The sequence below is a fragment of the Plantactinospora sp. CA-294935 genome, from assembly GCF_050936445.1.
Lineage (GTDB): Bacteria > Actinomycetota > Actinomycetes > Mycobacteriales > Micromonosporaceae > Plantactinospora.
The window spans coordinates 6,883,173-6,907,653 of the sequence record NZ_JBNJMU010000001.1 but is presented as its reverse complement, the minus strand read 5'-3'; the positions used below and the strand labels follow the sequence as shown (position 1 = coordinate 6,907,653).

Sequence of the window (24,481 nt, the reverse complement as noted above, 5' to 3'; positions counted from 1 at the left end):
CGAGCGGGTCGGTGCCGACGCCGAACTCGGGCTGCTCTGCTGCCGAGGGCCGGTACCTGCGGTGCCGGCCCGACTCGCGGTGCGGCCGGGTCAGCCGGAGAGTTCCCGTTCCAGCGGGGTACGGAACTGCGGCGTGATCCGGGCCTCGCCGAGCCGTCCGGTCAGCTCCGCCACCGCCGCCTCCACCGCACCCACCGCCTCGGCACCGACCTCCTCCAACAGCCGGTACGCGATCTCGCCGTCCTTGCGCTGGGCCCAGCCGCCGACGATCCGGCCGTCCCACCACACCGTCGGGCCGATGTTGCCGAACCGGTCGAAGAGCCGGGGACCGTGCCCGCCGAGGAACCACTCGCGCCGGGACCAGCCCATCGGGGTGGGGTCCAGGCCGGGCAGCAGCGCCGCCCAGGGCTCGACCGGGGGTACCGGTTCGAGGTCGTCGGGGAGCAGCAGTCCGGTGCCGCCGTCCAGTTCCACCTCGACCGGTTTGACCCCGGCGAGTGCCCGGCGGGTCTGCCCGACCGTCCACCCGGCCCACCAGCGCAGGTCCTCGGCCGGCGCCGGCCCGTACGCGGCCAGCCAGCGGCGGGCCAGCTCGACCTCGGCCTCCTCGGCCGTCCACGGCTCCGGAGCCACCCGATACCACCGCTGCGCCAGCGACCAGCGGTACGGGCTGTACCGCCAGGTGCTGCGCGGCCGTCCCCGCACGATCCGCCCCTCGGCGGCGAGCAGCAGGAGCAGCCGGGCGACCACCCGCTGCCGGCCCTCGTACGACTTTCCCCTGGCCAACACCAGTGGCTGGCGCAGCCGCTCGTCCTCCTCGGCGAGTTCCGCCGAGGTCACCTCGCCGCGTGCCTCGATCGCCCGCAGCGCCACCGCCTCGACCCCGGCGAGCCAGCGCTCGACGTCGTCGGCGACGCCCGCCTCGGCGAGGAAGCCGAGCAGCTTGCGCCGCTCCCGGCCGGCGACGGTCCGGGCCGCCGCCTCGTGCAGCACCGGCACGGACTCGACCGGGGTCACGAACATGGTCCGGCGCATGGCGAGCATCCGGATCAGGGTCCGGTCGTCGTAGAGCGCCCGGTCGACGGTCCGCACGTCGACGTCGGCGCCGGCCAGCCGGGCGAAGAGGGCCAGATAGACCGTGGGCGGATCGGAGGCGTGCAGCGCCACCAGGTCCCGGGCGACCGCGACCGGGTCGTCGGCCCGGGCGTCGGCCGCCAGGCGGTGCCGCCGGCCGATCCTGGCCTGCCGCTCGGCCACCTCGATCCGCACCCCTGCCTCCTCACCCGCCGTTCCGTCGAACCCCTGTCTAGCAGAGGTGCTGGCCGAGGCGGCCGACCACGGCGCATCGCACCGACAACTTCGGTTGTCAAGAATAGAGGCCTTGTCGGCTGATGGCAGTACGGCAGACACAGAACCGTCTGCGACAACGGTGCGTGACGGCGTATTACGGCACGATCGCGTCGACGTAGCCGCCGTCGACCCGTACGGCCGCGCCGGTGGTGGCCGAGGCGAGCGGCGACGCCAGATAGCTGACCATGTTGGCGATCTCGGCGGGCTCGATCAGCCGCTGGAGCAGGGACTGCGGCCGGTGCAGCCGCATGAACTCGCGCTGCGCCTGCGCCCACGGCAGGTTCCGGTCCACGAGCTGGTAGACGAAGTCCTCCACCCCGCCGGTGCGGGTCGGGCCGGCGATCACCGAGTTGACCGTCACGCCGGTCCCGGCGGCAGCCTTGGCGAACCCCCGGGAGACGCCGAGCAGTGCCGTCTTGGAGACCCCGTAGTGGATCATCTCGGCTGGGATGACCACCGCCGAGTCGCTGGCGATGTACTGCACCCGTCCCCAGCCGCGCTCCATCATCCCGGGCAGGTAGCTCCGGGTCAGCCGTACCGCGGCCAGCACGTTGACCTCGAAGTAGCGCCGCCACTCCTGGTCGTCGATCTCCAGCGCCGGTCGGGCGCCGAAGATGCCCAGGTTGTTGACCAGGATGTCGACGGCGGGCAGCAGTTCGAGGGTCCGCGCCGTGCCGTCGTCGGTGGCGACGTCGGCCGGGACCTCGACCACCTCGGCGTCCGGCACCTCGGCCCGCAGCGCGGTCGTGGCCCGCGCGACACTGTCAGGGGTACGACCGTTGACCGCCACCCGCGCGCCGGCTCTGGCCAGCCCGGTGGCGATGGCGGCGCCGATGCCCTGGGTCGATCCGGTCACCAGCGCGGTCCGGCCGGTCAGGTCGATCTGCACGGTCATGAGGCTCCCCAATGTGAGCGGTCCAGGAGGACCGGCGCGTATCCCTACAGATCCGACCGTAGTGCCGTACCTCGACGGCGGGACGGCGGGCACCACCCGCAGGTGGTACCCGCCGCACACTTGAGCCAGGGCGGCCGCCGCACCGGGCCGCCCGCCGATAACCTGTCGCTCCGGCCGCCGGCGCTACCTACGATGGGCCGCCATGGAGGACGTCGAGATCCCCGGGTGGGCCCGGGAGGTACGCCGGGTGGCGGTGCTGACCGGGGCCGGCATCTCCACCGACTCGGGGGTGCCCGACTACCGGGGGCCGGACGGGGTCTGGACCCGGGACCCGAAGCTCGCAGACGCGTTCACCCACCACCGCTTCATGGCCGACCCGCAGGTGCGGGCCCGGTTCTGGCGGACCTATCTGGGGCACGCCGCCTGGCGGGCCGAGCCGAACGCCGCGCACCACGCGCTGGCCGAGCTGGACCGGGCCGGCCTCGCGGTGCGGATCCTGACCCAGAACGTCGACGGCCTGCACCAGATGGCCGGGATCGCCGCCCGCAAGGTGCTGGAGCTGCACGGCAGCATGCGCTCGGTGGTCTGCACCGGCTGCCGGGCACGGTCCGACGCGGGAGCGACCCTCGACCGGGTGGCGGCCGGCGAGGCCGATCCGCCGTGCCGGGACTGCGGGGGCGTCCTCCAGCTCGCGGTCGTGCTGTTCGGCCAGTACCTCGACCCGGACACCCTCGACCAGGCCAAGCGGATCGCGGCGGCGAGTCAGCTGATGCTCGCGGTCGGCAGTTCGCTGCTGGTCGAGCCGGCCGCCTCGCTGTGCCGGCTCGCGGTGGGGGCGGGTGCCCGGCTGGTGATCGTCAACCGGGACCCGACCCCCTACGACGGCCTGGCCGACGAGGTGATCCGGGAGCCGATCGGCAGCGCGCTGCCCCGGATCGCCGCCGCGCTCACCGCCGCCGTCGGGGCGGACTGACGACCGCGTACGGTATACGAACGACCGTTCGTCTCAGCCGATCGACCGTCCGCCGATCGGCGACGCATCGATGATCAAGGCGCCGCGCACCGGGGACTAGGTTCCGGGCGAAGAGCAAAGCCACCGCGGCCGGCGTCGACCCGGGACGACCCATCCGGAGCACCGCGCCACGCCCGCCCTGCCCGCAAGCGAGGTACGCCGTGTCGCTGATGTCCGCACTCGACCACCAGCACACCGTCGCCCCACCGGGATACAGTCGCTGGCTGATACCACCGGCGGCACTCTCCGTGCATCTGTGCATCGGTCAGGCGTACGCGACGAGCGTCTACAAGAACTCCCTGATCGCGCACTTCGACGCCAGCCAGACCGCGATCGGGGTGATCTTCAGCATCGCCATCGTGATGCTCGGCCTCTCGGCGGCGCTCGGCGGGACCTGGGTGGAGTCGAACGGGCCGCGCAAGGCGATGTTCGTCTCGGCCTGCTTCTGGGGCGCCGGTTTCCTGGTCGGCGCGCTCGGCATCGCGACCGGGCAGCTCTGGCTGGTCTACCTCGGCTACGGCTTCCTCGGCGGCATCGGGCTCGGCATCGGCTACATCTCGCCGGTCTCCACGCTGATCAAGTGGTTCCCGGACCGCCCCGGGCTGGCCACCGGTCTGGCGATCATGGGGTTCGGCGGCGGCGCGATGCTGGCCAGCCCGCTCTCCCGGCAACTGCTCTCGCTCTACGACTCCGGCTACGACCCGGCCAACTCCGCCTCGGTCGCCTCCGGCGGCGCCCTCGTCGGGCTCTTCGTCACGCTGGGCGTCGGTTACTTCGCGATCATGATGTTCGGAGTGGTCAACGTCCGGGTTCCGGCGCCGGGCTGGCGCCCCGCCGGCTTCGATCCGGGTACGGTGGCCGCCAAGCCCCTGGTGACCACGGCGAACGTCTCGGCGTCGAACGCGATCCGGACCCGGTCGTTCTGGCTGCTCTGGATCGTGCTGTTCTGCAACGTCACCGCCGGGATCGGGATCCTCGAACAGGCCAGCCCGATGATCCAGGACTTCTTCCGGGACGGCGGCACCTCCAGCGTCACCATCGCGGCGGCCGGTGGCTTCGTCGGGCTGCTGTCACTGTTCAACATGGCCGGCCGGTTCGTCTGGTCGTCCACCTCGGACATGATCGGGCGCAAGCCGATCTACCTGGTCTACCTGGGCGTCGGCATGGTGCTGTACGCCCTGCTCGCCCTGGTCGGCTCCACCGCGACCGCGCTCTTCGTCCTGCTGGCCTGCGTCATCCTCTCCTTCTACGGCGGCGGCTTCGCCACCGTGCCGGCGTACCTGCGGGACCTGTTCGGCACCTACCAGGTCGGTGCCATCCACGGCCGGCTGCTGACCGCCTGGTCGGCCGCGGGAATCGCCGGGCCCCTGATCATCAACGGCTTCCTGGACGCACAGGGCAAGCCGGGTACCCTCACCGCCTCCGCCTACCGGCCGGCACTGTTCACCATGGTCGGCGTACTGGCCATCGGGTTCGTGGCGAACCTGCTGATCCGGCCGGTGCCGGACCGCTTCCACGAGCCGGCCCGGACGACCGACACGCCGGTTCCGGACACCACAGAGGGTGAGCGGTCCGACACCCCCGACGCCGCCACGGCCGCCGAGGCGACCGGGACCGAGAGGAGCAGCACCCGATGACCGGGCAACCGAACAACCAGTCCGGCCGACTCTGGATCTCGTGGCTGCTGGTCGCCGCACTCCTCGGGTACGGCGTCGTACAGACCGTCATCACCGCGGCGAAGCTCTTCACCGGTTGACCCCGGATTGCCCACCCCCGGGGGGCAGCCAACTCCACCGATCGTGAAACATAATCGGCACGGGACTCATCCCCCCGGCCCGTTTTCCCGTACCTGATGTGGGTCGGACCGCCGTCGAGCGACGCGCGGCGGTACGACTCCGCCCAAAGTGGCGCGATCAGGACGGGGCACAATGGGCGGCCGTGCTCGTCGCGCGACGAGCGGGCAGGCGGGGCGCGGTGGTGGGCGCCGAGGCGGAAGATCGAGGAGCAGATGGCCCGGACGAGACAGATGCAGCGTGCCAGCGTCCCCATGAGCTTCACCAGCCGGGGAAGCACACCCAAGCCGCAGGGTGCGGTAGCGGTGCTCGTCGTCTCGACACTGGCGGCGGCGTGGGCGGCGGCGATGCTGAGCCCGATCGGTGGGCTGATCAACGCCTACATGTTCGTCTACATGACGTTCTTCGCCGGACCGGCCACCCTGGTGTCACTGAGCCTGACCGTGATGGTCGGTCTGGTGGCGACCGACCGGATCGTCCTGCTGATCCGGCACCGGGTACTGCTCCAGTCGGCCCACCGGTCACTCGGCATCATCGCGGTCTTCTGCCTGGTGCTGCACGTGCTGACGAAGATCGCGGCCGGGCACATCAGCCCGGACAAGGCGCTGCTGCCGTTCGTCAACGGCGCCAACGTCTACGTCGGGCTTGGCACCGTCGCCGGGGCGATGATGGTGGCGGTGCTCTGGACCGGTCTGGTCCGGGCCCGGTTCGCCGGAGTCGGCAAGCCGTGGCTGTGGCGGACGCTGCACAGCATCTCGTACGCCGCCTGGCCGATCGCGCTGGTGCACGGGCTCCAGGCCGGTCGGGCCGCGGCCACCTGGGTCACCCTCAGTTATCTGCTCTGCGTGGCTCTCGTGCTGGCGTTGCTGGGTGTCCGGCTCTCGGTCACGCTGGGCCGCAAGCGTGCCGAGCAGGGCCAGACCACCGCTGCGCTGTCGCCGGTCGGCCGGCCCGGCAAGCCGGGGCGGCCGGGCAAGCCGGGTAAGCCGGGCCCGATCGGCCGGACCAGTTCGATGGCGCCGGCCAAGCGCCGGACCGCCGACGAGATCCGGGCCAGCCGGGCCAACTCCCCGGGCCGGGACAGCGGCCGGAGCCGGCGCACCCGCTGGGAGGACGACACCCTCGCCGGCCCGCGCGGCGGCCGGGGCAACCGCTGGGAGGACCCGGACACCCTGAGCGGCCGGCGCGGCGAGCCGGGGAGCAGGTCCGCCCGCGGCGACCGGGACACCTACGGCGACCGGATGGACGACACCCAGGGCGGCGGCCGGCGTCGCCGGGAGAGCCTCTCCGACCTGCGCGGCGGTTCGGAGGCGGCGATCGACGCCTGGGCCCTGGCCGGAGAGCTGGACAGCACCCACGCGCCCCGGGGCCGGTCCGACCGGTTCGCGGTGCCCGAGGTGCCGCCGCCCGGCAGCATGTCGGCCGGCGCGGACTCCGACGGCGACCTCACCGACGCCGAGGTGCCCTGGGACAGCCCACGGCGCTGGGCCGCCGACGGCACGGGAGACCCGTGGGAGCGTCCACGGGGCGGCGAGGACGACGCGATGTACCGCAGGCCGCGCGCCTGGGACGACACGGCGGCCGGCACCGGCCGCGACGAGCCCGGCGAGAGCCGGCGGCCTCGCCGGGACACCGACGGGTCGGGACGGCGGTCGTGGCGGGAGCCCGAGGACGAGCCGACGTCGACCGGTGCCACCCGGGCGGGCCGGCGACGGCGGGCCGCCGACGAGGAGCCGGCCGACCGTTCCGGTCGGCACAGCCGGACGCGCGGCGGGGACGACGCCGAGGAGAGCACCGCGGAGTGGGGCCGGGCCGCCCGGTACGAGCCCAACCTCGTCGCCCGGGCGGACGACGACGATGACGACGACGACAAGCCTGCCCTGATCGACCTCGCCACCCGCCGGTCCCGCAGGTCCGACGAGCCGCCCAGCCGGTCCTCCCGGCGCGGGGACGACTCGGACGAGGCGGCCGAGGAGGGCGCGTACTGGACCAGCCTGAAAGGTGAAGCGCGGTGAGCCTGACCGCCGTACCCCCGGTCGCCTGCTTCGGCGAGCCCCGGCTCACCGCCGGGTTCGACGAGTTCGGCCGGCTCGACCTGGCCGCGCACGAGATGGTGCACGGTGCCGTCAACCCGCTCTCCCCCAAGGGCCTGCTCCGGCTGGTCGAGGGAATCGAGCTGAAGGGCAAGGGTGGCGCCGGCTTCCCGTTCGCCCGTAAGTTCCGGGCGGTGCTGGAGTCGGCGGACCGCCAGGACCTGCCGACCGTCGTGGTGGTGAACGCGACCGAGGGCGAGCCCGGTGCCTGGAAGGACAAGGCGCTGCTGACCCGCGCGCCGCACCTGATCCTGGACGGGGCCGCGATCGCCGCCTACGCCCTGGACGCCGACGAGATCGTCATCGGCGTCGCCGACGACGGCATCGGCGAGGCGTCGCTGACCGCCGCGCTGGCCGAACGCCGAATGCCGGTACGCACCGGCATCGTCACCGTGCCGCACCGGTTCATCTCCGGCGAGGGCGGCGCCCTGGTGCGCGGGATCAACGGCGAGGCGCACATCCCGCCGGGGCGCAAGGTGCGGGCCAGCGACACCGGGGTGGGCGGCCTGCCGACGCTGCTCTCCAACGCCGAGACCTACGCCCAGCTCGCCCTGGCGGCCCGGCTCGGCCCGTACGAGTACGGCACGGTCGGCACCGCCGACGAGCCCGGCACGGTACTGCTCACCGTGACCGGCGCCGCGGGACGCCCGGCGGTGGTGGAATGCCCGACCGGCATTCCGCTGCGGGACGTGCTGGAGCTCTGCGAGACGCCGGCGGGGCCGGGTGTGCTGACCGGCGGTTACCACGGCAAGTGGATCAGCGCGGAGGGCGCCGCCACCGCCGAGGTGTCCCGGGCCGGTTTCGCCAAGGTCGGCGGCGCGCTCGGCGCCGGCATCATCATGCCGCTGAGCGCCGAGGTGTGCCCGCTCGGCGAGGCCGCCCAGGTCGTCACCTACCTGGCCGGGGAGTCCGCCGGGCAGTGCGGGCCGTGCCGGCTCGGCCTGCCGGACCTGGCCCGGTCGCTGGACCTGATCGTCGGCGGCAGCGCCGCCGCCGAGGTGGTCCGGGCGGCGGCCGGTGCGGTGAAGGGTCGCGGCGCGTGCAGCCACCCCGACGGCACGGCGCGGTTCGCCACCTCGGCGCTGGAGATCTTCACCGAGGACCTGGAGGCACACGCCGCCCGGGGCACCTGCGGCAAGAAGGTGAAGGGCATCCTCGGGCTGCCCAACGCGGCCGATGCCCCGACCTCGAAGCTGGTGGTGGACTGGTCCCGCTGTGACGGGCACGGGCTCTGCGCCAGCGTGGTGCCGGAGTTCGTCCGGCTGGACTCCAACGGCTTCCCGTCGTTCCCGTCCACTCCGGTGCCGACCTGGCTGGAGGGGGGCGCCCGCAAGGCGGTACGGATGTGCCCGGCCCTGGCTCTGCGGATGACCCCGGTCAACGGCTGATCGTTCACCGGCCCGGAAGGGGCCCTTCCCACCGCCCTCGCCACCCGGCCGCGTACCGGACAGCGGCACGGGCGAGGATGGGTCCATGGAAGACGATCTTCTCCTTGCCCGGCGGGCCGCGCTGACCGGTGCCGCCGTCGCCCTCCGGTACTTCGCCGACCTCGGCCGGCTCGACCGGGAGCGCAAGGCGGACGGCAGCGTGGTGACCGAGGCCGACCGGGCCGTCGAGGCCACCATCCGGGAGGTACTGGCCGGGGCGCGGCCCGACGACGCGATCCTGGGCGAGGAGGTCGGGCAGACCGGGCGGGCCGCCCGGCGCTGGATCGTCGACCCGATCGACGGTACGGCCCAGTTCGTCGCCGGGGACGACCGCTGGCAGGTACTCGTCGCGCTGGAGGAGGCCGGCGAGATCGTCGTCGGGGTGGCCGCGCTGCCGGCACAGCGGACGATCTGGTGGGCCCGGCGCGGCGCGGGTGCCTACCAGGCGGAGATCTCCGGGACCGAGGTGACCGGAGAACGGCTCCTCCGCTCCGGTGGATCCGGCGCGGCCGACCCGCTGCCCGGCAGCCGGCTCGGGGTGGTACCGCCGGACGAGCAGGTCTACCCGGCCGAACGCGAGATGATCGCCCCGCTGTGGGCGGTCACCACGCCGACCTCGTGGCGTACCCACGCCGCGCTGCTGGTGGCCCGGGGCGAACTGGACCTCGCGGTGCAGACCCGTGGGCAGGTCTGGGACTTCGCCGCCACCTCGCTGATCGTGACCGAGGCGGGTGGCCGGTACAGCGGATTCGACGGGCGGTCCCGACCGGCCGCCGGACCGTCGCTGTTCGCCCGGACCCCGGCGCTGCACGACGCCGCGCTGCGCCGCCTCGGCGGCGCCGGCCAGGGCCGGGCGACCGGTTCAGCCTGACCGGCGGGCCCGGACGGCGAAGACGATCGGGGTGGGTGCGCCGGCCTCGGCGAACCGCTCGAAGGCCAGCCCGGCGTCCAGGAACATGTGCAGCAGTTCGGCCAGCGGACGGTGCGTCGCGCCGACCTTGTCCCGGATCCCCTGGTCGGTCCAGGACTCCTTCGTCCAGGCGCTGTCCCGGTAACCGGGGCGGATCAGCACCGCGTTCCGGTCGGCGCGGTCGGCGAAACCGCCGCAGAAACACGGGTGGACCCCGACGTGCACGAAGGTCCCGCCGGGGGCCAGCACCCGGGCCGTTTCCCGGAGCACCGCCGGATAGCCGGGCATGTCGGTGTGCACCATCACCGCGACGACCGCCGGCAGCGCACCGTCCCGGACCGGCAGCCGGGTGGCGTCGCCCCGCACGGTCGGCAGGCGGCCGCGGGCGTACCGGAGCATGCCGGCCGAGAGGTCGACCCCGAGCGGCGTCCGGCCGAGGGCGCGGACCGTGCCGGCGTACGCACCGGTGCCGCAGCCGAGTTCCAGGCAGGGTCCCTCGCCGGGGCCCAGCAGCAGACGCAGGGTCCGGCCGATCTCCAGATCGTCGTCGGCGACGGTACGTTGGGGCAGGAACTCCGCCTCGTACCAGTCGGCGATCTCGTCGTACGCCGCGCCACCACGCATCGGTTCCTCCCCCGGTCGGCTGCACGGTTCCGGTTCCATTTCCGCATCACACGGCAGTGCCGGGCCAGCAGTGTTCGCTCAGGGCGCAGGCCGACCTGGGCAGCAGGCCCGGATGGCGACGGTCGGCCGGGTGCCCGGCCGACCGTCGGATCAGCGGGTGAGCGGCATCAGGGCGTGCCGGGCAGCAGCACGTCGAGGAAGGCGTTGCTGAACACCCGGTGTGGGTCGTACCCGTTCAGCTCCGCCACCGCCCGGTCCCAGGTCGGGTCGGGCGCGTGCCGGTAGGAGTCCGGCACCGTCCGGGTCAGCATGGTCGGGTCGGCCCAGGCGGCGGAGTCGGTGTAGCCCCAGCCCTTCGACCACTCGACCCGGCTGCCGGCGTACGAGCCGGTGTAGTTGGTGAAGAAGAAGGTCTCCATCTCCCGGTAGAAGGCGTGCGCCCGGGGCGCGGTCGGGAAGGTCAGCACGTCGAACCAGACCACGGTGTCCCAATCCGGGTGGTCGGCCCGGGGCCGGGCCGCGGAGAGCGCCGGCGGCTCCGCCCCGGGTACGCCTACGTCGGCGGCCCGGTCCAGCCCGGCGACCCGGATCTCCACCTGGCCGGTGACCGGGAACTCCCCCCGGGCCTGGTACCCGGCCAACTGCCGCTGGTAGAACCGGGCGAACTCGTGCACCACCCGCTGGATCGAGCCCCGGTTGGTGTGCACCGCGTACCCGTTGGCGGTCTCCCGCAGGGTGGTCGGCTTGACGTAGAGCAGCAGGTTCTTCGACGGCCCCCACAGGTCGGTGGCGAGCGTGCCGGTCAGCCCGGCGGCGGCGGTGGTGTACTGGACCTGCCCGAACGTCGGGGTCAGCGCCCACGCCCCGGTCAGCAGTTGCTCGGCCAGTTCCGAGACCGGCTCCGGGACGTTGTCGGAGAAGACGTAGTTGTACGGGGTGACCACCGGGCGGGAGGTCAGCGGCCGGGTCGGGCTGACGCTCCAGACCTTGAGCCACGGATTGTCGGTGAAGGCGAACCAGATCGCCTCGACCCGCCCGGCCGCCGCGACGTGACTGGCCAGGGTACGGCCGCCGGTGCCCGGGGCGGCGAACAGTTCCGACGCGGGGATGTCGACCCGGCTGACGCAGCGGAGGTTCTGGTTGGCCCCGACCCGCATCGTCACCTCGGTGACGAACGCCCGGCCGACGTGGGTGAGCAGCGCCGTACAGTCCGGATCCGAGCGGTCGAAGGTGCGCAGCGCGTACCCGCCGGCCGCCGCGTCCCAGACCACGGCGGTGAGCGACAGGACGAGGTTGCTCAGCGACCCGTAGGTGTGCCCGGGTGCCGGCGTCTCGCCGTCGGCCGGCACGCTGGTGCCGTGGCCGTTGATCGCCAGCACCCCGCCGACGCTCAGGTCGCCGGGGGCGGGAGTGTTGGTCACGCCGAGCCCGTGCTCCTCCAGGAACGCGAGGAAGTCGTCCATCGAGGCGCCGGCCTGCACGCGTACCGCCGCGGGCGCGGTGGAGAGGACCGCCATCGAGGTCAGGTGCCGGGTGGTGTCCACCAGAATGGTCCGGTCGGCGGCACCGTCGGCCGGGACGGTCAGCGGTGCCCAGGTGTGCCGGTAGCCCCGGGCCCGCACCGAGTAGCCGTTCCGGTACGCCCAGTTGGTCACCGTCACCACGTCGGCCGCCGTCCGGGGGGTACAGGTCCAGACGCCGTCCGCCTGGATCTCGCCGGCCCAGTTGCGGTACGCCGCGCGCTCGACGGGTACCTCCGCCGGAAAGTCCGGCGGTGCCGGGCGGTCCCCCGGCGTCCACAGTGTGCCCAGTGCCGTCACGGCGGACGCTTCGAGGAAGCCGCGTCGGGTGAGAGCCATCTCGTTCCCCTCTGCTCGGACAAGGTCGACGCCGGCCGCGAAAAGATCGTTGCCGGCGCGAAATGATCGCGCCTTACCCCGGGACCGCTCGACGGAACTCGGTCGGGCGGACAAATGGGGGTCGCTGAGCAAAGCGACAACGCCGGCACACCGCCGTCAACAGCGGCAATCACCGTCAACCCGGCAGGCGTGACCCGGGGTTGCCGACGGGACCCGATCGCGGCACTCCGCGCCCGACACCGGCCGCCGGGCCGCCGTTTCACTAGAGTGGCCCCGTGCGTGACATCGCGGTCTTCACCGGCAGTGCCCACTCCGAGCTGGCCACCGAGATCTGCCACCACCTCGGCGTGCCCCTGCTCCCGACCCGGATCTCCCGGTTCGCCAACGACTGCCTCGAGGTGCAGTTGCAGGCGAACTGCCGGGAGCGGGACGTCTTCCTGATCCAGCCGCTGGTGCCGCCGGTGCAGGAGCACCTGGTGGAGCTGCTGCTGATGCTGGACGCGGCCCGGGGCGCCTCGGCGGGCCGGATCACGGTGGTGATGCCGCACTACGCGTACGCCCGCAGCGACAAGAAGGACGCCCCGCGCATCTCGATCGGCGGGCGGCTGGTCGCCGACCTCCTCACCACCGCCGGTGCCAGCCGGATTCTGGCGGTCACCCTGCACTCGCCGCAGGTGCACGGCTTCTTCAGCATCCCGGTCGACCACCTGCACGCGCTGCGTGAGCTGGCGACGCACTTCCGGGGGTACGACCTCACCGACACGGTGGTGGTCTCGCCGGACCTCGGTAACGCCAAGCAGGCGGCCGCGTTCGCCCGGATGCTGAAGGTGCCGGTGGCGGCCGGGGCCAAGCAGCGGTTCTCCGACGACAAGGTGGTGATCAGCACGGTGATCGGCGACGTGGTCGACCGGGACGTCATCGTGCTCGACGACGAGATCGCCAAGGGCAGCACGGTGTTCGAACTGCTCGACCGGCTGCGCGAGCAGAAGGTCCGCAGCGTACGGGTGGCCTGCACGCACGGCCTGTTCGCCTCGGCGGCGCTGCGCCGGCTCTCCGCGGAGCCGGACATCGCCGAGATCGTCTGCACCAACACGGTGCCGATCCCGGCGCGGGACCGCACCGACAAGCTGACCGTGCTCTCCGTCGCCCCGGCGCTGGCCGAGGCGATGCGCCGGATCCACAACGGGGAGTCGGTCAGCGCCCTGTTCGGCTGACCGGGCAGGGTATGTTGCCCGGGTGACAGAGCAGGTGGTGCAGATCTACACCGACGGCGCGTGCAGCGGCAATCCCGGTCCGGGCGGCTGGGGCGCCGTGTTGCGGTACGGGACGGTGGAGAAGGAACTCCACGGCGGCGAGGCGGTGGCCACCACCAACAACCGGATGGAGCTGATGGCGGCGATCCAGGCCCTGGAGAGCCTGACCCGGCCGGTGACGGTGCAGATCTACGTCGACAGCACCTACGTCCGGGACGGCATCACCAAGTGGCTGCCGAACTGGAAGCGCAATGGCTGGCAGACCGCCGCGAAGCAGCCGGTCAAGAACGCCGATCTGTGGCAGCGGCTGGAGGCTGCCGCCGCCCCCCACCAGGTGCGGTGGCACTGGGTCAAGGGGCATGCCGGGCATCCGGAGAACGAGCGGGCCGACCAGCTCGCCGTCCGGGGCATCCGGGAGGCCACCGCCGAGCGTGGTCGTTCGCCGGCCGTACCGGCCTGACCCGCGCGATACCGGGTGACCGGTCAACCGTAGGTTGACGAACGACGGATCGTCAACCTACGGTTGACGCATGGAGCGACTACCGGTACGCCTCGACGACCTCATCGAGTACGTCCGCCACCAGCACCCCACCGGGGACGCCCTGGAACGGCTCACCGACGCGGTACTGGTCGGCGAATACCTCGGCGACCTCGCCGACCACCTGATCGGGCACTTCGTCGACCAGGCCCGCCGCTCCGGTGCCTCCTGGACCGACATCGGCCAGAGCATGGGGGTCAGCAAGCAGGCCGTGCAGAAGCGCTTCGTGACCCGGCGGTCCGACCAGGACGAGCAGATTCCGGCCAGCGTCTTCGCCCGGTTCACCGACCGGGCCCGCAACGTGGTGACGCAGGCCCAGGCAGAGGCCCGGGCCGCCGACAGCGCCGAGGTCGGCACCGAACACCTGCTCCTCGGCATCCTGCACGAACCCGACGGCCTGGCCGGCCGGGCACTCACGGCACTGGGCGTCTCCGCCGAGGCGATCCGGGCCGGCGTCCGCGCCACCGCACCCGAGTCCACCGCCGCCGGGTCGACCACCGGCTCCGCGGCATCCGACGGTCCGGTCGGGCAGCCGGAGGCGGCGGAGCACCTGCCGTTCTCCTCCGGCGCCAAGCAGGTGCGGGACCGCACCTTCGCCGAGGCACTGCGGCTCGGGCACAACTACGTCGGCACCGAACACATCCTGCTCGGACTACTGGCCGCCCCGACCGAGCCGGGCGCCCGGATCCTGACCGGACTGGGCGTGACCCGGGACCGGGCCGAGGAGTGGATCGTCGACACGCTGCGGGACATGTCCCGGTCGGCCAGTTCCGGCAGGTGAGCACCGGGACACCGGGCGCCGGGACGCTATGGCGCAGCCGCGACTTCCCGCTGTTCTGGGCCGGTCAGGCGCTCTCCGCGCTGGGCGACTCGTTCTCGCTGCTCGCCGTACCGCTGCTGGTGTTGCACGCGACCGGCTCGGTGGCCCGGATGGGCCTGCTGACCGGACTGGTCGGGGCGGCGTCGGTGGCAGCGGGGATCTTCGCCGGCCACCTGGTCGACCGGGTGGACCGGCGGCTCCTGCTGCTCGGCTGCGACCTGTTCCGGGCCGTCGGGTACGCCAGCATCCCGGCGATCTGGTTCTTCGCGCCGCAGCTCTGGCTGCTCTACCTGGTCGCGCCGGCCTGCGCCGCCGCGGGAATGGTCTTCCAGGTCGGCTACGTCGCCGCCGTGCCGGCGCTGGTCGGTCCGGCCCGGATCACCCGGGCGAACGGCCAGCTCTACGCGACGTACGCGACGGCCGGGATCATCGGCCCGGTACTGGCCGGGCTGCTCTCCTCGGCCGTCGGGCCGACCGCCGCGCTCGCCGTCGACGCCGGCACCTTCGCCCTCTCCGCGCTCGGCCTCTGCTTCGTCCGGTTCCGCAGCCGGCCGACGCACCGGGCCGGGGACACGGCGGCGGAGACCGCGCCGGCGGAGGTACCCGACTCCGGGCCGACTCCCGGGGCCCGGGCCGGCCGGACCGGCTGGTCGGACCTGCTGGTCGGGATCCGGTTCCTCTGGCGGCATCCGGTGCTGCGCACGTTGACGGTCCTGCTGTCGTTCCTGACCTTTCTCACCATCGGGTTGACCGACGTCTTCATCTATCACGTCAAGCACGACCTCGGCGGCTCCGACCGCACCGTCGGGCACGTCCTCGCCGCCGCGGCCGGGGGCACCATCGTGGCCGCGCTGCTGGTCGCGCCGGTACGCCGGTCGCTGGGCTTCGGCACCTGCTGGATCGGGGCGTACGCGCTGGGCGGGCTGGCCGTCGCCGGTGCCGGACTGACCCGGGACGTACCGGCGCTGGCCCTGCTGGTCGCCGCGTACACGTTCGGGACCAGCCTCGCCGGGATCTGTTCGATGTCGCTGCGCCAGCAGGTCACCCCGGATCATCTGCTCGGCCGGGTGACCTCGGCGTTCTGGACCCTGCACTCCGCGCTCGGCCCGCTCGGCGCGGCCGTGCTGACCGGTGCGGTGGCCCGGTACGGCACCGCACCGGTCTGCCTCGCCGCCGGACTGACCTGCCTCGGCATTGCCGCCGTCGGCACGCTGACCCCGATCCGGGTGCCGCGTCCGGAACTCGTACCGGCCCGGACCGCCGATCCCGCCTCGGGCTGAACATCTCGGGGCTTGCCTACTCGGCCGCAGGTGATCGCACCCGGAATCCGGCGAGCGTTGTCCCGTGGCGCCGAATACCAGCGCAGCCGCACCGGGACGCCGACCGGTCGGACGGTGGCCGGACGGGCCGGCCACCGTCGACCACGACCGCTCAGGGGCTGGTGCAGGTGAGGTCGCTGGGCGGGGTGTTGGTCCCGGTCCACGAGCCCTGGAAGCCGAAGCTGGCCGACCCGTTGGCGCCGAGCGTGCCGTTCCAGCTCACGTTCCGGACCGTGACCGACGATCCGCTCGCGGTCAGCGTCCCGTTCCAGAGCTGGCCGATCGTCTGTCCGTTGGCGAAGGTCCACCGCGCCGTCCAGCCGTTCAGCGTGCCGGTGCCGTTGTTGCGGACCGTCACCTCGGCCTGGAAGCCGCCCTGCCACTGGTTGATCTGCCGGTAGGTCGCGGTGCAGGCGGTGCCGCTCGGCGGCGGGGTGCTGGTCGGCGGCACGCTCGGTGTCGGCGAGGAGGTGGGCGGTCGGGTGGTGGCGGTGGGCCCCGGGGTCGCGCCGACCGGCAGGAAGCGCAGGATCCGGTCGTCGGTGGCGGCCGGCGTGCCGCGGCCGTCCCGGTTGCTGGTGGCCACCCAGAGCGAGCCGTCCGGGGCGCGTTCGACGGTACGCAGCCGGCCGTACTGGCCGGTGAGCTGGGCGGTCGGGCTGCCGGCGACCCCGCCGCTGCCGTTCAGCGGCACCTGCCAGAGCCGGGTGCCGCGCAGCGCGGCGACGAAGAGCATGTTGCCGTCGATCGCGGCACCGCTCGGCGACGCCTCGGCGGTCGACCAGGTGACGATCGGGTTGCGGAACCGCGGATCGTTTCCCTGACCCTCCACCGTCGGCCACCCGTAGTTGCCGCCGGGCACGATGTAGTTGACCTCGTCCCAGGTGTTCTGCCCGAACTCGCTGGCGTAGAGCCGGCCCTGGGCGTCCCAGGCGAGCCCCTGCACGTTGCGGTGGCCGAGGCTGTAGACCAGGGAACCGGCGGTCGGGTTGTCCGGCGGGGCGCTGCCGTCCGGCCGCATCCGCAGGATCTTGCCGTTGCGGCTGGACGGGTTCTGCGAGTTGGCGGTCTGGCCCGCGTCGCCGACGCCGGCATAGAGCATGCCGTCCGGACCGAAGGCGATCCGGCCGCCGTCGTGGAAGTTCGCCCGGGCCAGCCCGGTGAGGATCGGCGTCTGGGTCTGTGGCGCGTCCAGCCGGAACCGGACGATGCGGTTGTCGCTGGCCGAGGTGAAGTAGGCGTACACGTAGCGGTCGCTGGCGTAGCTCGGCGAGACGGCCAGGCCGAGCAGCCCGGCCTCACCGCCGGGCGAGACGCCGGAGATGGTGGCGACCTGCTGCGGGGTCTGCCCCGGGCGGATCTGCAGGACCCGGGCGGTGTCCCGCTCGGCGACCAGCGCGCTGCCGTCCGGCAGAAAGGCCATCCCCCAGGGCGCCTGGAGGTTGGTGGCGACGGTCTGCGGCCGGCTGAAGTCGAACTCGCCGGCGGCCAGCACCCCCGCCCCGCCGCCCGGTGCCGACGTCGTGTCGGCGACGGCGAACCCGGCGCCGCCGAGCACGACGGCGAGCGCCGCACCCGTGACGAGAAGCCGACTACTCCTCATGCCGCACCTCCAGGCGGACCAACCTCTTCCCCGGGCACGGCCGCCCGACGGTACAGAGATGCTCGTCAATGTATCACCGCCGCCCGGCGCGGTCTAGATCAGCTCCGCCGAGGGCGGACGAGCCGGTCCCCGCCCGGCCGGCCCGCCCGCGTCCTCGGCGGGTTCCCCCGCCCGTCCTTCACCCGGGTGCGACCACACCCCACCGGGTGGCGGTCCGGTCGGACCGGGCCTCCACCTCCCCGGCCCGCCGCGCGAGTACGAAACCCGCCGCCCGCCGCCCGCCGGACCAGAGATGATCATCACGCTCGACGCGCCCCGCCAGTGGGATACCGTTCTGTTGGTCCCGAGGTCGTCGCATGAGTCACCATCCCTTCCATCCGTCGGCGCGTGCCCGCTCGGCCGTGCCGGCTGGGTGACCCAGCCCGCGGGCAGAGTCGAACGGTCCGCAAACTTTCGGTGCCAGCCCGATAATTCGCTGTGATGCGGCGCACGCTACGACGCTGTGAACGAACGGTCAAGGATTGCGCCAGCCGGAAACCTCCGAGCTACTTTCGGCCTAAGTAGCCTCTCGACGCGGGCCCGACTTTCCGGAAACATGTCGGAAGTACGTGTGCACGCCCGCGTCCAACCTCACTTCGACGTGTGGGCGGCTCTGGAAGAGGCCAGCAACAAGCGACAGGAGGCTGCCCGTGAGCAGCAACCGCAACGCCGCCGACACCAGTCGGACAACCACCGACGTCGAGCGGCTTGAGGTCACGGGGGTGCACGATGGGCATCCGCACGACGGACAGCTCACCGCTACCGTCCCGGCGGACGCAGCACCCGGCGACAGCCCCGCTCCCGGCGCCCTGCCCCGCTGGCAGGACCCGCGACTGCCCGCCGCACAGCGGGTCGACGACCTGGTCGCCCGGCTCTCGCTGGAGGAGAAGACAGCGCAGCTCTACGGCGTCTGGGTGGGTGGCGACGCCACCGGTGAGGACCTGGCGCCGCACCAGCACGAGATGGCCAGCGAGGCCCCCGACTGGCGCGGGCTGATCAGCGCCGGCCTGGGCCAGGTCACCCGAGCGTTCGGCACCGCACCCGTCGACCCCGCCCTCGGCGCCCGGGCACTGGCCCGGATGCAGGAGGAGATCGTCGCCGCCAACCGGTTCGGCATCCCGGCGATCGCGCACGAGGAGTGCCTGACCGGCATCATGACCTGGAAGGCGACCGTCTATCCCACCCCGCTGGCCTGGGGCGCGACCTTCGACCCGGAGCTGGTCGAGCGGATGGCCGGGCAGATCGGCTCGGCGATGCGGATGCTCGGCGTGCACCAGGGGTTGGCCCCGGTGCTCGACGTGATCCGGGACCTGCGCTGGGGGCGCTGCGAGGAGTCGATCGGTGAGGACCCCTACCTGGTCGCCACCATCGGTACCGCGTACGTGCGGGGCCTGGAGTCCGCCGGCGTGGTCGCCACCCTGAAGCACCTCGTCGGATACTCGGCCTCCCGGGCGGGCCGCAACCACGGGCCGGTCGGCGCCGGCCCGCGGGAACTGGCCGACGTGCTCCTCCCGCCCTTCGAGATGGCCCTGCGGGACGGCGGCGCCAGATCGGTGATGCACGCCTACAACGAGATCGACGGCGTACCGCCGGCCGCCGACCCGGAACTGCTCACCCGGCTGCTCCGGGACGACTGGGACTTCACCGGCACCGTCGTCTCCGACTACTTCGGGATCAGCTTCCTGCAACGGCTGCACGGCGTCGCGGCCGACCTGGGCGAGGCAGCGGCGCTGGCGTTGGACGCCGGGGTGGACGTCGAGTTGCCGTCGGCACACTGCTACGGCAGCCCGCTGGTCGACGCGGTCCGGGCCGGCACCGTGCCGGAGGCCCTGGTCGACCGGGCGGTGACCCGGGTCCTGCGGCAGAAGTGCGAACTCGGTCTGCTCGACGCCGAGTGGTCGACCGTGCCGCCGGCACTCGCCGCGATCGCCGAACGGAGCAACGGCGACGCGCCGGGCATCGTCGAGGGCTCCGTCGACCTCGACCCACCCGCCAGCCGGGCGCTGGCCCGGGAACTCGCCGAGGAGTCGGTGGTGCTGCTGGCGAACTCCGGGGCGTTGCCGCTACGCCCGGAGAGCCGGATCGCCATGGTCGGGCCACTCGCCGACGACGTCGCCGGGATGCTCGGCTGCTACACCTTCCCCGGCCACGTCGGCAGCCAGCATCCGGAGCTGCCGGACGGGGTCGAGATCCAGACTCTGCTCGCCGCGCTCCGGGCCGAGCTGCCGGAGACCCCGATCAAGTACGCGCCCGGCGGCACCGTCGACGGACCGGCCGACCTCGACGCCGAGGCGATCAGCGCGGCCGCGGCGGTGGCCGCCGAGTCCGACGTCTGCGTGGCGGTACTCGGCGACCGGGCCGGACTCTTCGGCAGAGGCACCTCCGGCGAGGGCTGCGACACCGACGACCTGCGGCTGCCCGGCGCCCAGGCGGAGCTGCTGGCGGCACTGCTGGACACCGGAACCCCGGTGGTGCTGGTGCTGCTCGCCGGCCGCCCGTACGCACTCGGCGACTCGGTCGACCGGCTCGCCGCGGTGGTGCAGGCGTTCTTCCCCGGCGAGGAGGGCGGGCCGGCGGTGGCGCGGGTGCTCAGCGGGGCGGTCTGCCCGTCCGGCCGGCTGCCGGTCGGTATGCCGCGCAACCCGGGCGGCCAGCCGAACAGCTACCTCAACCCGGTGTTGGGCCAGAAGACCGAGGTCAGCAGCGTCGACCCGACCCCGCTCTTCCCGTTCGGCCACGGCCTGTCGTACACCACGTTCAGCTGGCCGGAGGTGCGGGTGGAGGGTGCGGTGCCGGTCGCGGAGCGGCCGGTGCAGGTGCCCACCGACGGTGCCGTCACCGTCTCGGTCTCGGTCCGCAACGACGGCGACCGGCACGGCACCGAGGTGGTGCAGCTCTACCTGCACGATCCGGTGGCCCAGGTGACCCGCCCGGTGGTCCGGCTCATCGGATATGCCCGGGTGCCGCTGGATCCGGGCCAGACCCGGCAGGTGGACTTCCGGGTGCACGCCGACCTCTCCTCGTTCACCGGCCGACTCGGTCACCGGGTGGTCGAACCCGGCGACCTGGAACTGCGGCTCTCCGCCTCCAGCGCCGAGCACCGGCACACCGTCCCGGTCCGGCTGACCGGCCCCGAGCGGCGGGTGGACCACCGCCGGCAGCTCGTCGCCGAGGTGACGCTGCGCTGAACCCTTTCCACCTCCCGCTGCGGTCCGCGGTCGCCGAGGTGGGAACTCGGGGGCGGGCGCCCCGCTGTCCAGGTTGAAACGGGTTCGCTGACCCCGCCGCCCGGGCCGGGACGACGGGTACCCAGCCGCCCGGCGCCCCGATGGTCGGCGGTCGGGGCGCCGGGCCCACCCGGTCGGCCGGCGGTCGCCCGACGGGTGAACGGCCGGTCGACCGGGCATACTGACCGGGGTGATCCTCGTCGGCACCTCCGGGTGGCAGTACCGCGACTGGCGGGACCGGTTCTATCCGACCGGCCTGCCGCAGCGACGCTGGCTCGAGCACTACGCCGAACGGTTCGGCACGGTGGAGGTGAACAACGCCTTCTACCGGCTACCCGAACGGGACGTCTTCGCCGGCTGGCGCGCCCGTACCCCGGACGACTTCTGTGTGGCGGTGAAGATGAGCCGCTACCTGACCCACATCAAGCGGCTGCGGGAGCCGGCCGAACCCGTCACCCGGTTCCTCGACCGGGCCACCGCGCTCGGTGACCGGCTCGGTCCGGTGCTGCTGCAACTGCCGCCGAACCTTCCCGCCGACCTCTCCGCGCTGGCCGAGGTGCTGTCCCGGTTTCCGTCCGGCGTACGGGTCACCGTGGAGCCCAGGCATCCGTCCTGGTGGACCGACCAGACCCGGCGGGTGCTGGAGCGGTACGGCGCCGCGCTCTGCTGGGCGGACCGGGGCGGCCGGCCCGTGACGCCGCTGTGGCGTACCGCCGGCTTCGGATACCTGCGGCTGCACGAGGGCCGTGCCGAGCCCCGGCCCCGGTACGGCCGGGCCGCGCTGCGCTCCTGGCTGGACCGGATCGCCGCGGCCTTCCCCGGAGACGAACCGGTCTTCGTCTTCTTCAACAACGACCCGGGCGGGGCCGCGATCGTCGACGCCGGTGTGCTGGCCGCGCTCGCCCGACGCCGGGGCGTACCGGTCAGCCGGACGCCGTGAGCGTGCCGACCGACCGGCGGCCGCCCACCCGGCACCACGGCAGGCGGGAATGCCGGGCTACGGCATGATCTTGACGAGGTCCTTCGGCATGCTCGACTTGACGTCGTCCCACTCGCCGTCGGTGACGTGCCGCCGCAGCGCGTTCAGCACCGTGTTGACCACTGTCGCCGGGCCGCCCTCGACGTCGAACGGGAAGCCGGCGCGTACCTCGTAGAGGAACTCCTCCCGATTCAGCTTGATCGGGACGACGCTCGGGTCCCAGCCGTCGAAGTAGAGCCCGCGCACCAGCAACGGCAACTGGGCCGCGAAGTGCGCGCTCTCCTGCACCGGCAACCGGTCCCGCAGCAGGTGCAGTACGGTCCGCAGCGCCGCGTACGACTGGTTGCGGCGTTCCTTCGGCCACCCGTACGCCTGCTCGATCTCCTTGAGGATGAGGTTGGTCTTGTCTATCGATGTCTCGAAGGCCGAGTACGAATTGTTCGTCACGACTGCTCCCCCGTCCCGTCTCGGCTACTGGCCACCCTTGCCATGCTCCCTGGGTCGCGGGTGAGCCCCGCTCACCCGGGGCGGGTGATTCCGGCGGCTACGCCGACAGGAGGTCGCGGAGCTTCTCGGCGTTCGTCTGGGCGTAGTCGCGGTAGCAGTTGTTGAACAAGACGTGCGTCTCGGCGGTTTCGCCGGCCAGTTCGCGCAGCTTGGGCGCCCAGTCCGCCAGCTCCCGATCGGAGTAGTGGTAGCCGAACTTCTGGTAGATGTCCTTGCTGGTCCACTTGTCGCTGTGCCCGTGGAACCGGACCACCGCCAGGTCGGCGGTCGCGGCCAGCACCGGCGGCACCGACGAACGGTGGCCCTGCGGCATGTCGACCGAGACGTACGCCAGCTCGTGCTTGCGGAGAAACTCCAGCGTCTCCTCCCGGTTGCCGTCGGCGAACCAGGAGGCGTGCCGGAACTCGAAGACCGGTCGCAACGGGCCGCAGCGCCGCCGCACCTCCAGCAGGTACTGCTTGTTGTCCCGGCGGATGGTGAACCACGGCGGGAACTGGAACAGCAGCGCCCCGAGTTTGCCCGCCTCGGCCAGCGGCTCCAGGGCGGACAGGAAGCGCGTCCACACCTCCTCGTACGCCTGCGCCGGCAGGTCACCCGGGTAGACGTTCTTCTTCTCCGTCTCCGGCCGCAGGTCCTTGTAGAGCGCGGAGACCCGGGTCGCGTGCCCGGTGAGCAGGCTGAACGCCTTCACGTTGAAGGTGAACCCGGCCGGGGTGCGTCCCACCCACAGTTCGGCGGTGCGCTCGGCGGGCGGCGAGTAGTAGGTGGCGTCGACCTCGACCAGCGGAAACCGCTCGGCGTAGTAGCCCAGCCGCCGTTCCGGGGTGTCCGCGCCCGCCGGATACCAGCCGGATTCCAGCAGCGTCCGATCGGTCCAGGAGGCCGTGCCGACCCTGATCTCACCCATGACTCCAGTTCACCCGCCCCGGCCGGGACGGGCAAGCCGGGCGCGGTCCACCTCCGTCGTCGGTCGCGTCCGCTCAGGCCGCCCGGCGTTCCCGGGACTGCTTACAGGTGACGCAGGTGGTCGCGGAGGGGAAAATCTCCAGCCGCTCCACCGGGATCGAGTCGCCGCAGCCCTCGCACCAGCCGTAGGTCCCCTCGGCCAGCCGGCTGAGCGCGTGCTCGAACTGGGCCCGACGGTCGAGGATGGTCCGCAGCAGCGACTGTGCGGTGTCCCGCTCGGCCGTTTTCGTACCGCTGTCCGCCTGGTCGTCGCCGGCCGTGTCGCCGACCTCCACCAGTCGCAGCACCTGGCTCTGCGTCAACGCCTCGTCGTATTCGACGGTCAGCTCGTCGTAGCGGGCCTGCAGGGCACGGCGGATCTGGTCGCTGTCGGCCGCCGAGCGGCGAGTACCGATTGCCTCGTTGACGAGCATGCGCTGCCTGCCTTTCCGTCGAAGGTACGGATCTGCGGTCCTGGACGGTATTGTCCGGGTCGCTCCGTCATGAGCAGCGCGATTACCCCACCGCCGTCGCCGGCAAACCGCCGATTTCCCGCCCCGCCGTCGGCCCTGGTAGGCCGTGCCGAGCGGTCAGCGGACGCTCTCCGACTCGACCAGCGCCGGGTGCCGGGGATCGTCCAGCCGGACCACCACGTCGGCGAAGGACGCCGGCCCGACCTCCTCGGCGTAGCGGGCGAACGCCGGCAGGGTCCAGCGCTGCGGCGGCGGCGTACGCCGGGCCAGCGCACCGGGCGAGAGCACCAGGTGGACCGCCAGATCGAACGGTAGGCCACCGCCGAGCAGCAGCGGCCCGCTCACCAGTACCACGCCGCCGGGCGGCAGCGTGACGTAGTCCGCCCGGGTGGCCCGGTCGGTCTCGGCGTTCCACAGCGTCGGCAGGATCCGCCCCGAACCGGCCGGGCCGGCGGGGTCGAGCACCTCCCGGCGCATCCCGGCCTCGTCGAGCCAGCCGAGGTAGTACGCGTCCGGGTTGGTACGGCCCTGCTCGTAGCGGAGCGACGCCGGCCGGAGGAAGTCCGCCGCGTCGACGCGTACCGCCGGGCGGCTCCGGACCCGCAGCGGGTCGACCAGCGCGTCGGCGAGCCGGCCCGGCTCCGCCGCCGGCGGCCCGTCGACCGCCACCCGCAGCCAGCCGCCGGCACGCTCGCCGGCCAGCCGCTCGGCCAACTCCTGCACCAGCAGTTCCGGGCTGATCGGGCGGACCCTCATCCGACCATCCTGCCCCGGCCCGGAGCGGCGCCGACCGCCCGGGGGCGGTGGTCGCGGCG

General features: G+C 73.0%; 21 protein-coding genes. 12 read left to right on the top strand and 9 right to left on the bottom strand.

Going from position 1 to position 24,481, the window contains the following annotated elements; genetic code table 11:
• Window positions 1-90: 90 nt before the first annotated feature.
• Together ACQEVC_RS30320 and ACQEVC_RS30315 are read right to left on the bottom strand one after the other, a co-directional pair.
• A complete protein-coding gene (locus tag ACQEVC_RS30320) occupies window positions 91-1,269 on the bottom strand; it encodes a winged helix DNA-binding domain-containing protein (protein WP_432884269.1) in 1,179 nt (392 codons plus the stop codon).
• Between the two features lie 175 nt (window positions 1,270-1,444).
• Window positions 1,445-2,245, bottom strand: a complete 801-nt coding sequence (locus tag ACQEVC_RS30315; protein ID WP_432884266.1) for an SDR family NAD(P)-dependent oxidoreductase — start codon at window positions 2,243-2,245, stop codon at window positions 1,445-1,447.
• 202 nt (window positions 2,246-2,447) lie between these two features.
• Between ACQEVC_RS30315 and ACQEVC_RS30310 the strand changes: the two genes are divergently transcribed.
• The 6 genes from ACQEVC_RS30310 to ACQEVC_RS30285 all read left to right on the top strand — a co-directional run bounded on the left by ACQEVC_RS30310 (window position 2,448) and on the right by ACQEVC_RS30285 (window position 9,441).
• A complete protein-coding gene (locus ACQEVC_RS30310) occupies window positions 2,448-3,218 on the top strand; it encodes an SIR2 family NAD-dependent protein deacylase (protein WP_432884263.1) in 771 nt (256 codons plus the stop codon).
• Between the two features lie 206 nt (window positions 3,219-3,424).
• Window positions 3,425-4,894, top strand: a complete 1,470-nt coding sequence (locus ACQEVC_RS30305) for an OFA family MFS transporter (RefSeq protein WP_432891771.1) — start codon at window positions 3,425-3,427, stop codon at window positions 4,892-4,894.
• Window positions 4,891-5,013 (top strand): MFS transporter small subunit, encoded by a 123-nt coding sequence (locus tag ACQEVC_RS30300; RefSeq protein WP_318394143.1) that lies wholly within the window; start codon window positions 4,891-4,893, stop codon window positions 5,011-5,013. The genes ACQEVC_RS30305 and ACQEVC_RS30300 overlap by 4 nt, the downstream gene beginning before the upstream one ends.
• A gap of 291 nt (window positions 5,014-5,304) precedes the next feature.
• A complete protein-coding gene (locus ACQEVC_RS30295; protein WP_432884260.1) occupies window positions 5,305-7,065 on the top strand; it encodes a hypothetical protein in 1,761 nt (586 codons plus the stop codon).
• Complete coding sequence (locus tag ACQEVC_RS30290; RefSeq protein WP_432884258.1) at window positions 7,062-8,531, top strand: NADH-ubiquinone oxidoreductase-F iron-sulfur binding region domain-containing protein; 1,470 nt, start codon at window positions 7,062-7,064, stop codon at window positions 8,529-8,531. The genes ACQEVC_RS30295 and ACQEVC_RS30290 overlap by 4 nt, the downstream gene beginning before the upstream one ends.
• An 85-nt stretch (window positions 8,532-8,616) precedes the next feature.
• Window positions 8,617-9,441: an inositol monophosphatase family protein gene (locus ACQEVC_RS30285; protein WP_432884255.1), complete on the top strand. Its 825-nt coding sequence runs from the start codon at window positions 8,617-8,619 to the stop codon at window positions 9,439-9,441.
• Here ACQEVC_RS30285 and ACQEVC_RS30280 read toward each other — a convergent pair.
• Window positions 9,433-10,104 carry a class I SAM-dependent methyltransferase gene (locus ACQEVC_RS30280; protein ID WP_432884252.1) on the bottom strand — a complete coding sequence of 224 codons (672 nt, stop codon included), beginning with the start codon at window positions 10,102-10,104 and terminating at the stop codon, window positions 9,433-9,435. The two genes, ACQEVC_RS30285 and ACQEVC_RS30280, sit on opposite strands and share 9 nt — an antisense overlap.
• A 167-nt stretch (window positions 10,105-10,271) precedes the next feature.
• Window positions 10,272-11,963, bottom strand: a complete 1,692-nt coding sequence (locus ACQEVC_RS30275; protein ID WP_432884249.1) for a cholesterol oxidase substrate-binding domain-containing protein — start codon at window positions 11,961-11,963, stop codon at window positions 10,272-10,274.
• A 275-nt stretch (window positions 11,964-12,238) separates the two neighbouring features.
• On the opposite strand from ACQEVC_RS30275, the gene ACQEVC_RS30270 reads away from it, so the two are divergent.
• From ACQEVC_RS30270 to ACQEVC_RS30255, 4 genes are all read left to right on the top strand, one after another.
• Complete coding sequence (locus ACQEVC_RS30270; RefSeq protein ID WP_318394137.1) at window positions 12,239-13,177, top strand: ribose-phosphate diphosphokinase; 939 nt, start codon at window positions 12,239-12,241, stop codon at window positions 13,175-13,177.
• Window positions 13,178-13,199: 22 nt separating this feature from the next.
• Window positions 13,200-13,676 (top strand): ribonuclease HI, encoded by a 477-nt coding sequence (gene rnhA / locus ACQEVC_RS30265; RefSeq protein ID WP_432884246.1) that lies wholly within the window; start codon window positions 13,200-13,202, stop codon window positions 13,674-13,676.
• A gap of 70 nt (window positions 13,677-13,746) precedes the next feature.
• Window positions 13,747-14,535: a Clp protease N-terminal domain-containing protein gene (locus ACQEVC_RS30260; protein ID WP_432884243.1), complete on the top strand. Its 789-nt coding sequence runs from the start codon at window positions 13,747-13,749 to the stop codon at window positions 14,533-14,535.
• Window positions 14,532-15,854 carry an MFS transporter gene (locus ACQEVC_RS30255; protein ID WP_432884240.1) on the top strand — a complete coding sequence of 441 codons (1,323 nt, stop codon included), beginning with the start codon at window positions 14,532-14,534 and terminating at the stop codon, window positions 15,852-15,854. The genes ACQEVC_RS30260 and ACQEVC_RS30255 overlap by 4 nt, the downstream gene beginning before the upstream one ends.
• Window positions 15,855-16,005: 151 nt before the next feature.
• Here ACQEVC_RS30255 and ACQEVC_RS30250 read toward each other — a convergent pair whose 3' ends face one another.
• A complete protein-coding gene (locus ACQEVC_RS30250) occupies window positions 16,006-17,496 on the bottom strand; it encodes a PQQ-dependent sugar dehydrogenase (protein ID WP_432884237.1) in 1,491 nt (496 codons plus the stop codon).
• Between the two features lie 689 nt (window positions 17,497-18,185).
• Here ACQEVC_RS30250 and ACQEVC_RS30245 point away from each other — a divergent pair.
• The gene (locus ACQEVC_RS30245; RefSeq protein WP_432884234.1) at window positions 18,186-20,723 is read left to right on the top strand and encodes a glycoside hydrolase family 3 N-terminal domain-containing protein; all 2,538 of its coding nucleotides are present in this window, start codon (window positions 18,186-18,188) and stop codon (window positions 20,721-20,723) included.
• Between the two features lie 229 nt (window positions 20,724-20,952).
• Entirely contained in the window at window positions 20,953-21,702 is a 750-nt protein-coding gene (locus ACQEVC_RS30240) for a DUF72 domain-containing protein (RefSeq protein ID WP_432884231.1), read from the top strand.
• A 57-nt stretch (window positions 21,703-21,759) separates the two neighbouring features.
• Here ACQEVC_RS30240 and ACQEVC_RS30235 read toward each other — a convergent pair whose 3' ends face one another.
• The 4 genes from ACQEVC_RS30235 to ACQEVC_RS30220 all read right to left on the bottom strand — a co-directional run bounded on the left by ACQEVC_RS30235 (window position 21,760) and on the right by ACQEVC_RS30220 (window position 24,422).
• Window positions 21,760-22,188 (bottom strand): DUF2267 domain-containing protein, encoded by a 429-nt coding sequence (locus ACQEVC_RS30235; protein WP_432884229.1) that lies wholly within the window; start codon window positions 22,186-22,188, stop codon window positions 21,760-21,762.
• Between the two features lie 97 nt (window positions 22,189-22,285).
• The gene (locus ACQEVC_RS30230) at window positions 22,286-23,155 is read right to left on the bottom strand and encodes a DUF72 domain-containing protein (RefSeq protein ID WP_432884226.1); all 870 of its coding nucleotides are present in this window, start codon (window positions 23,153-23,155) and stop codon (window positions 22,286-22,288) included.
• A gap of 73 nt (window positions 23,156-23,228) precedes the next feature.
• Window positions 23,229-23,627, bottom strand: coding sequence for a TraR/DksA family transcriptional regulator (locus ACQEVC_RS30225; RefSeq protein WP_432884223.1), 399 nt, complete (start codon window positions 23,625-23,627; stop codon window positions 23,229-23,231).
• 156 nt (window positions 23,628-23,783) lie between these two features.
• Entirely contained in the window at window positions 23,784-24,422 is a 639-nt protein-coding gene (locus ACQEVC_RS30220) for a uridine kinase (RefSeq protein WP_432884221.1), read from the bottom strand.
• Between the last annotated feature and the right edge of the window lie 59 nt (window positions 24,423-24,481).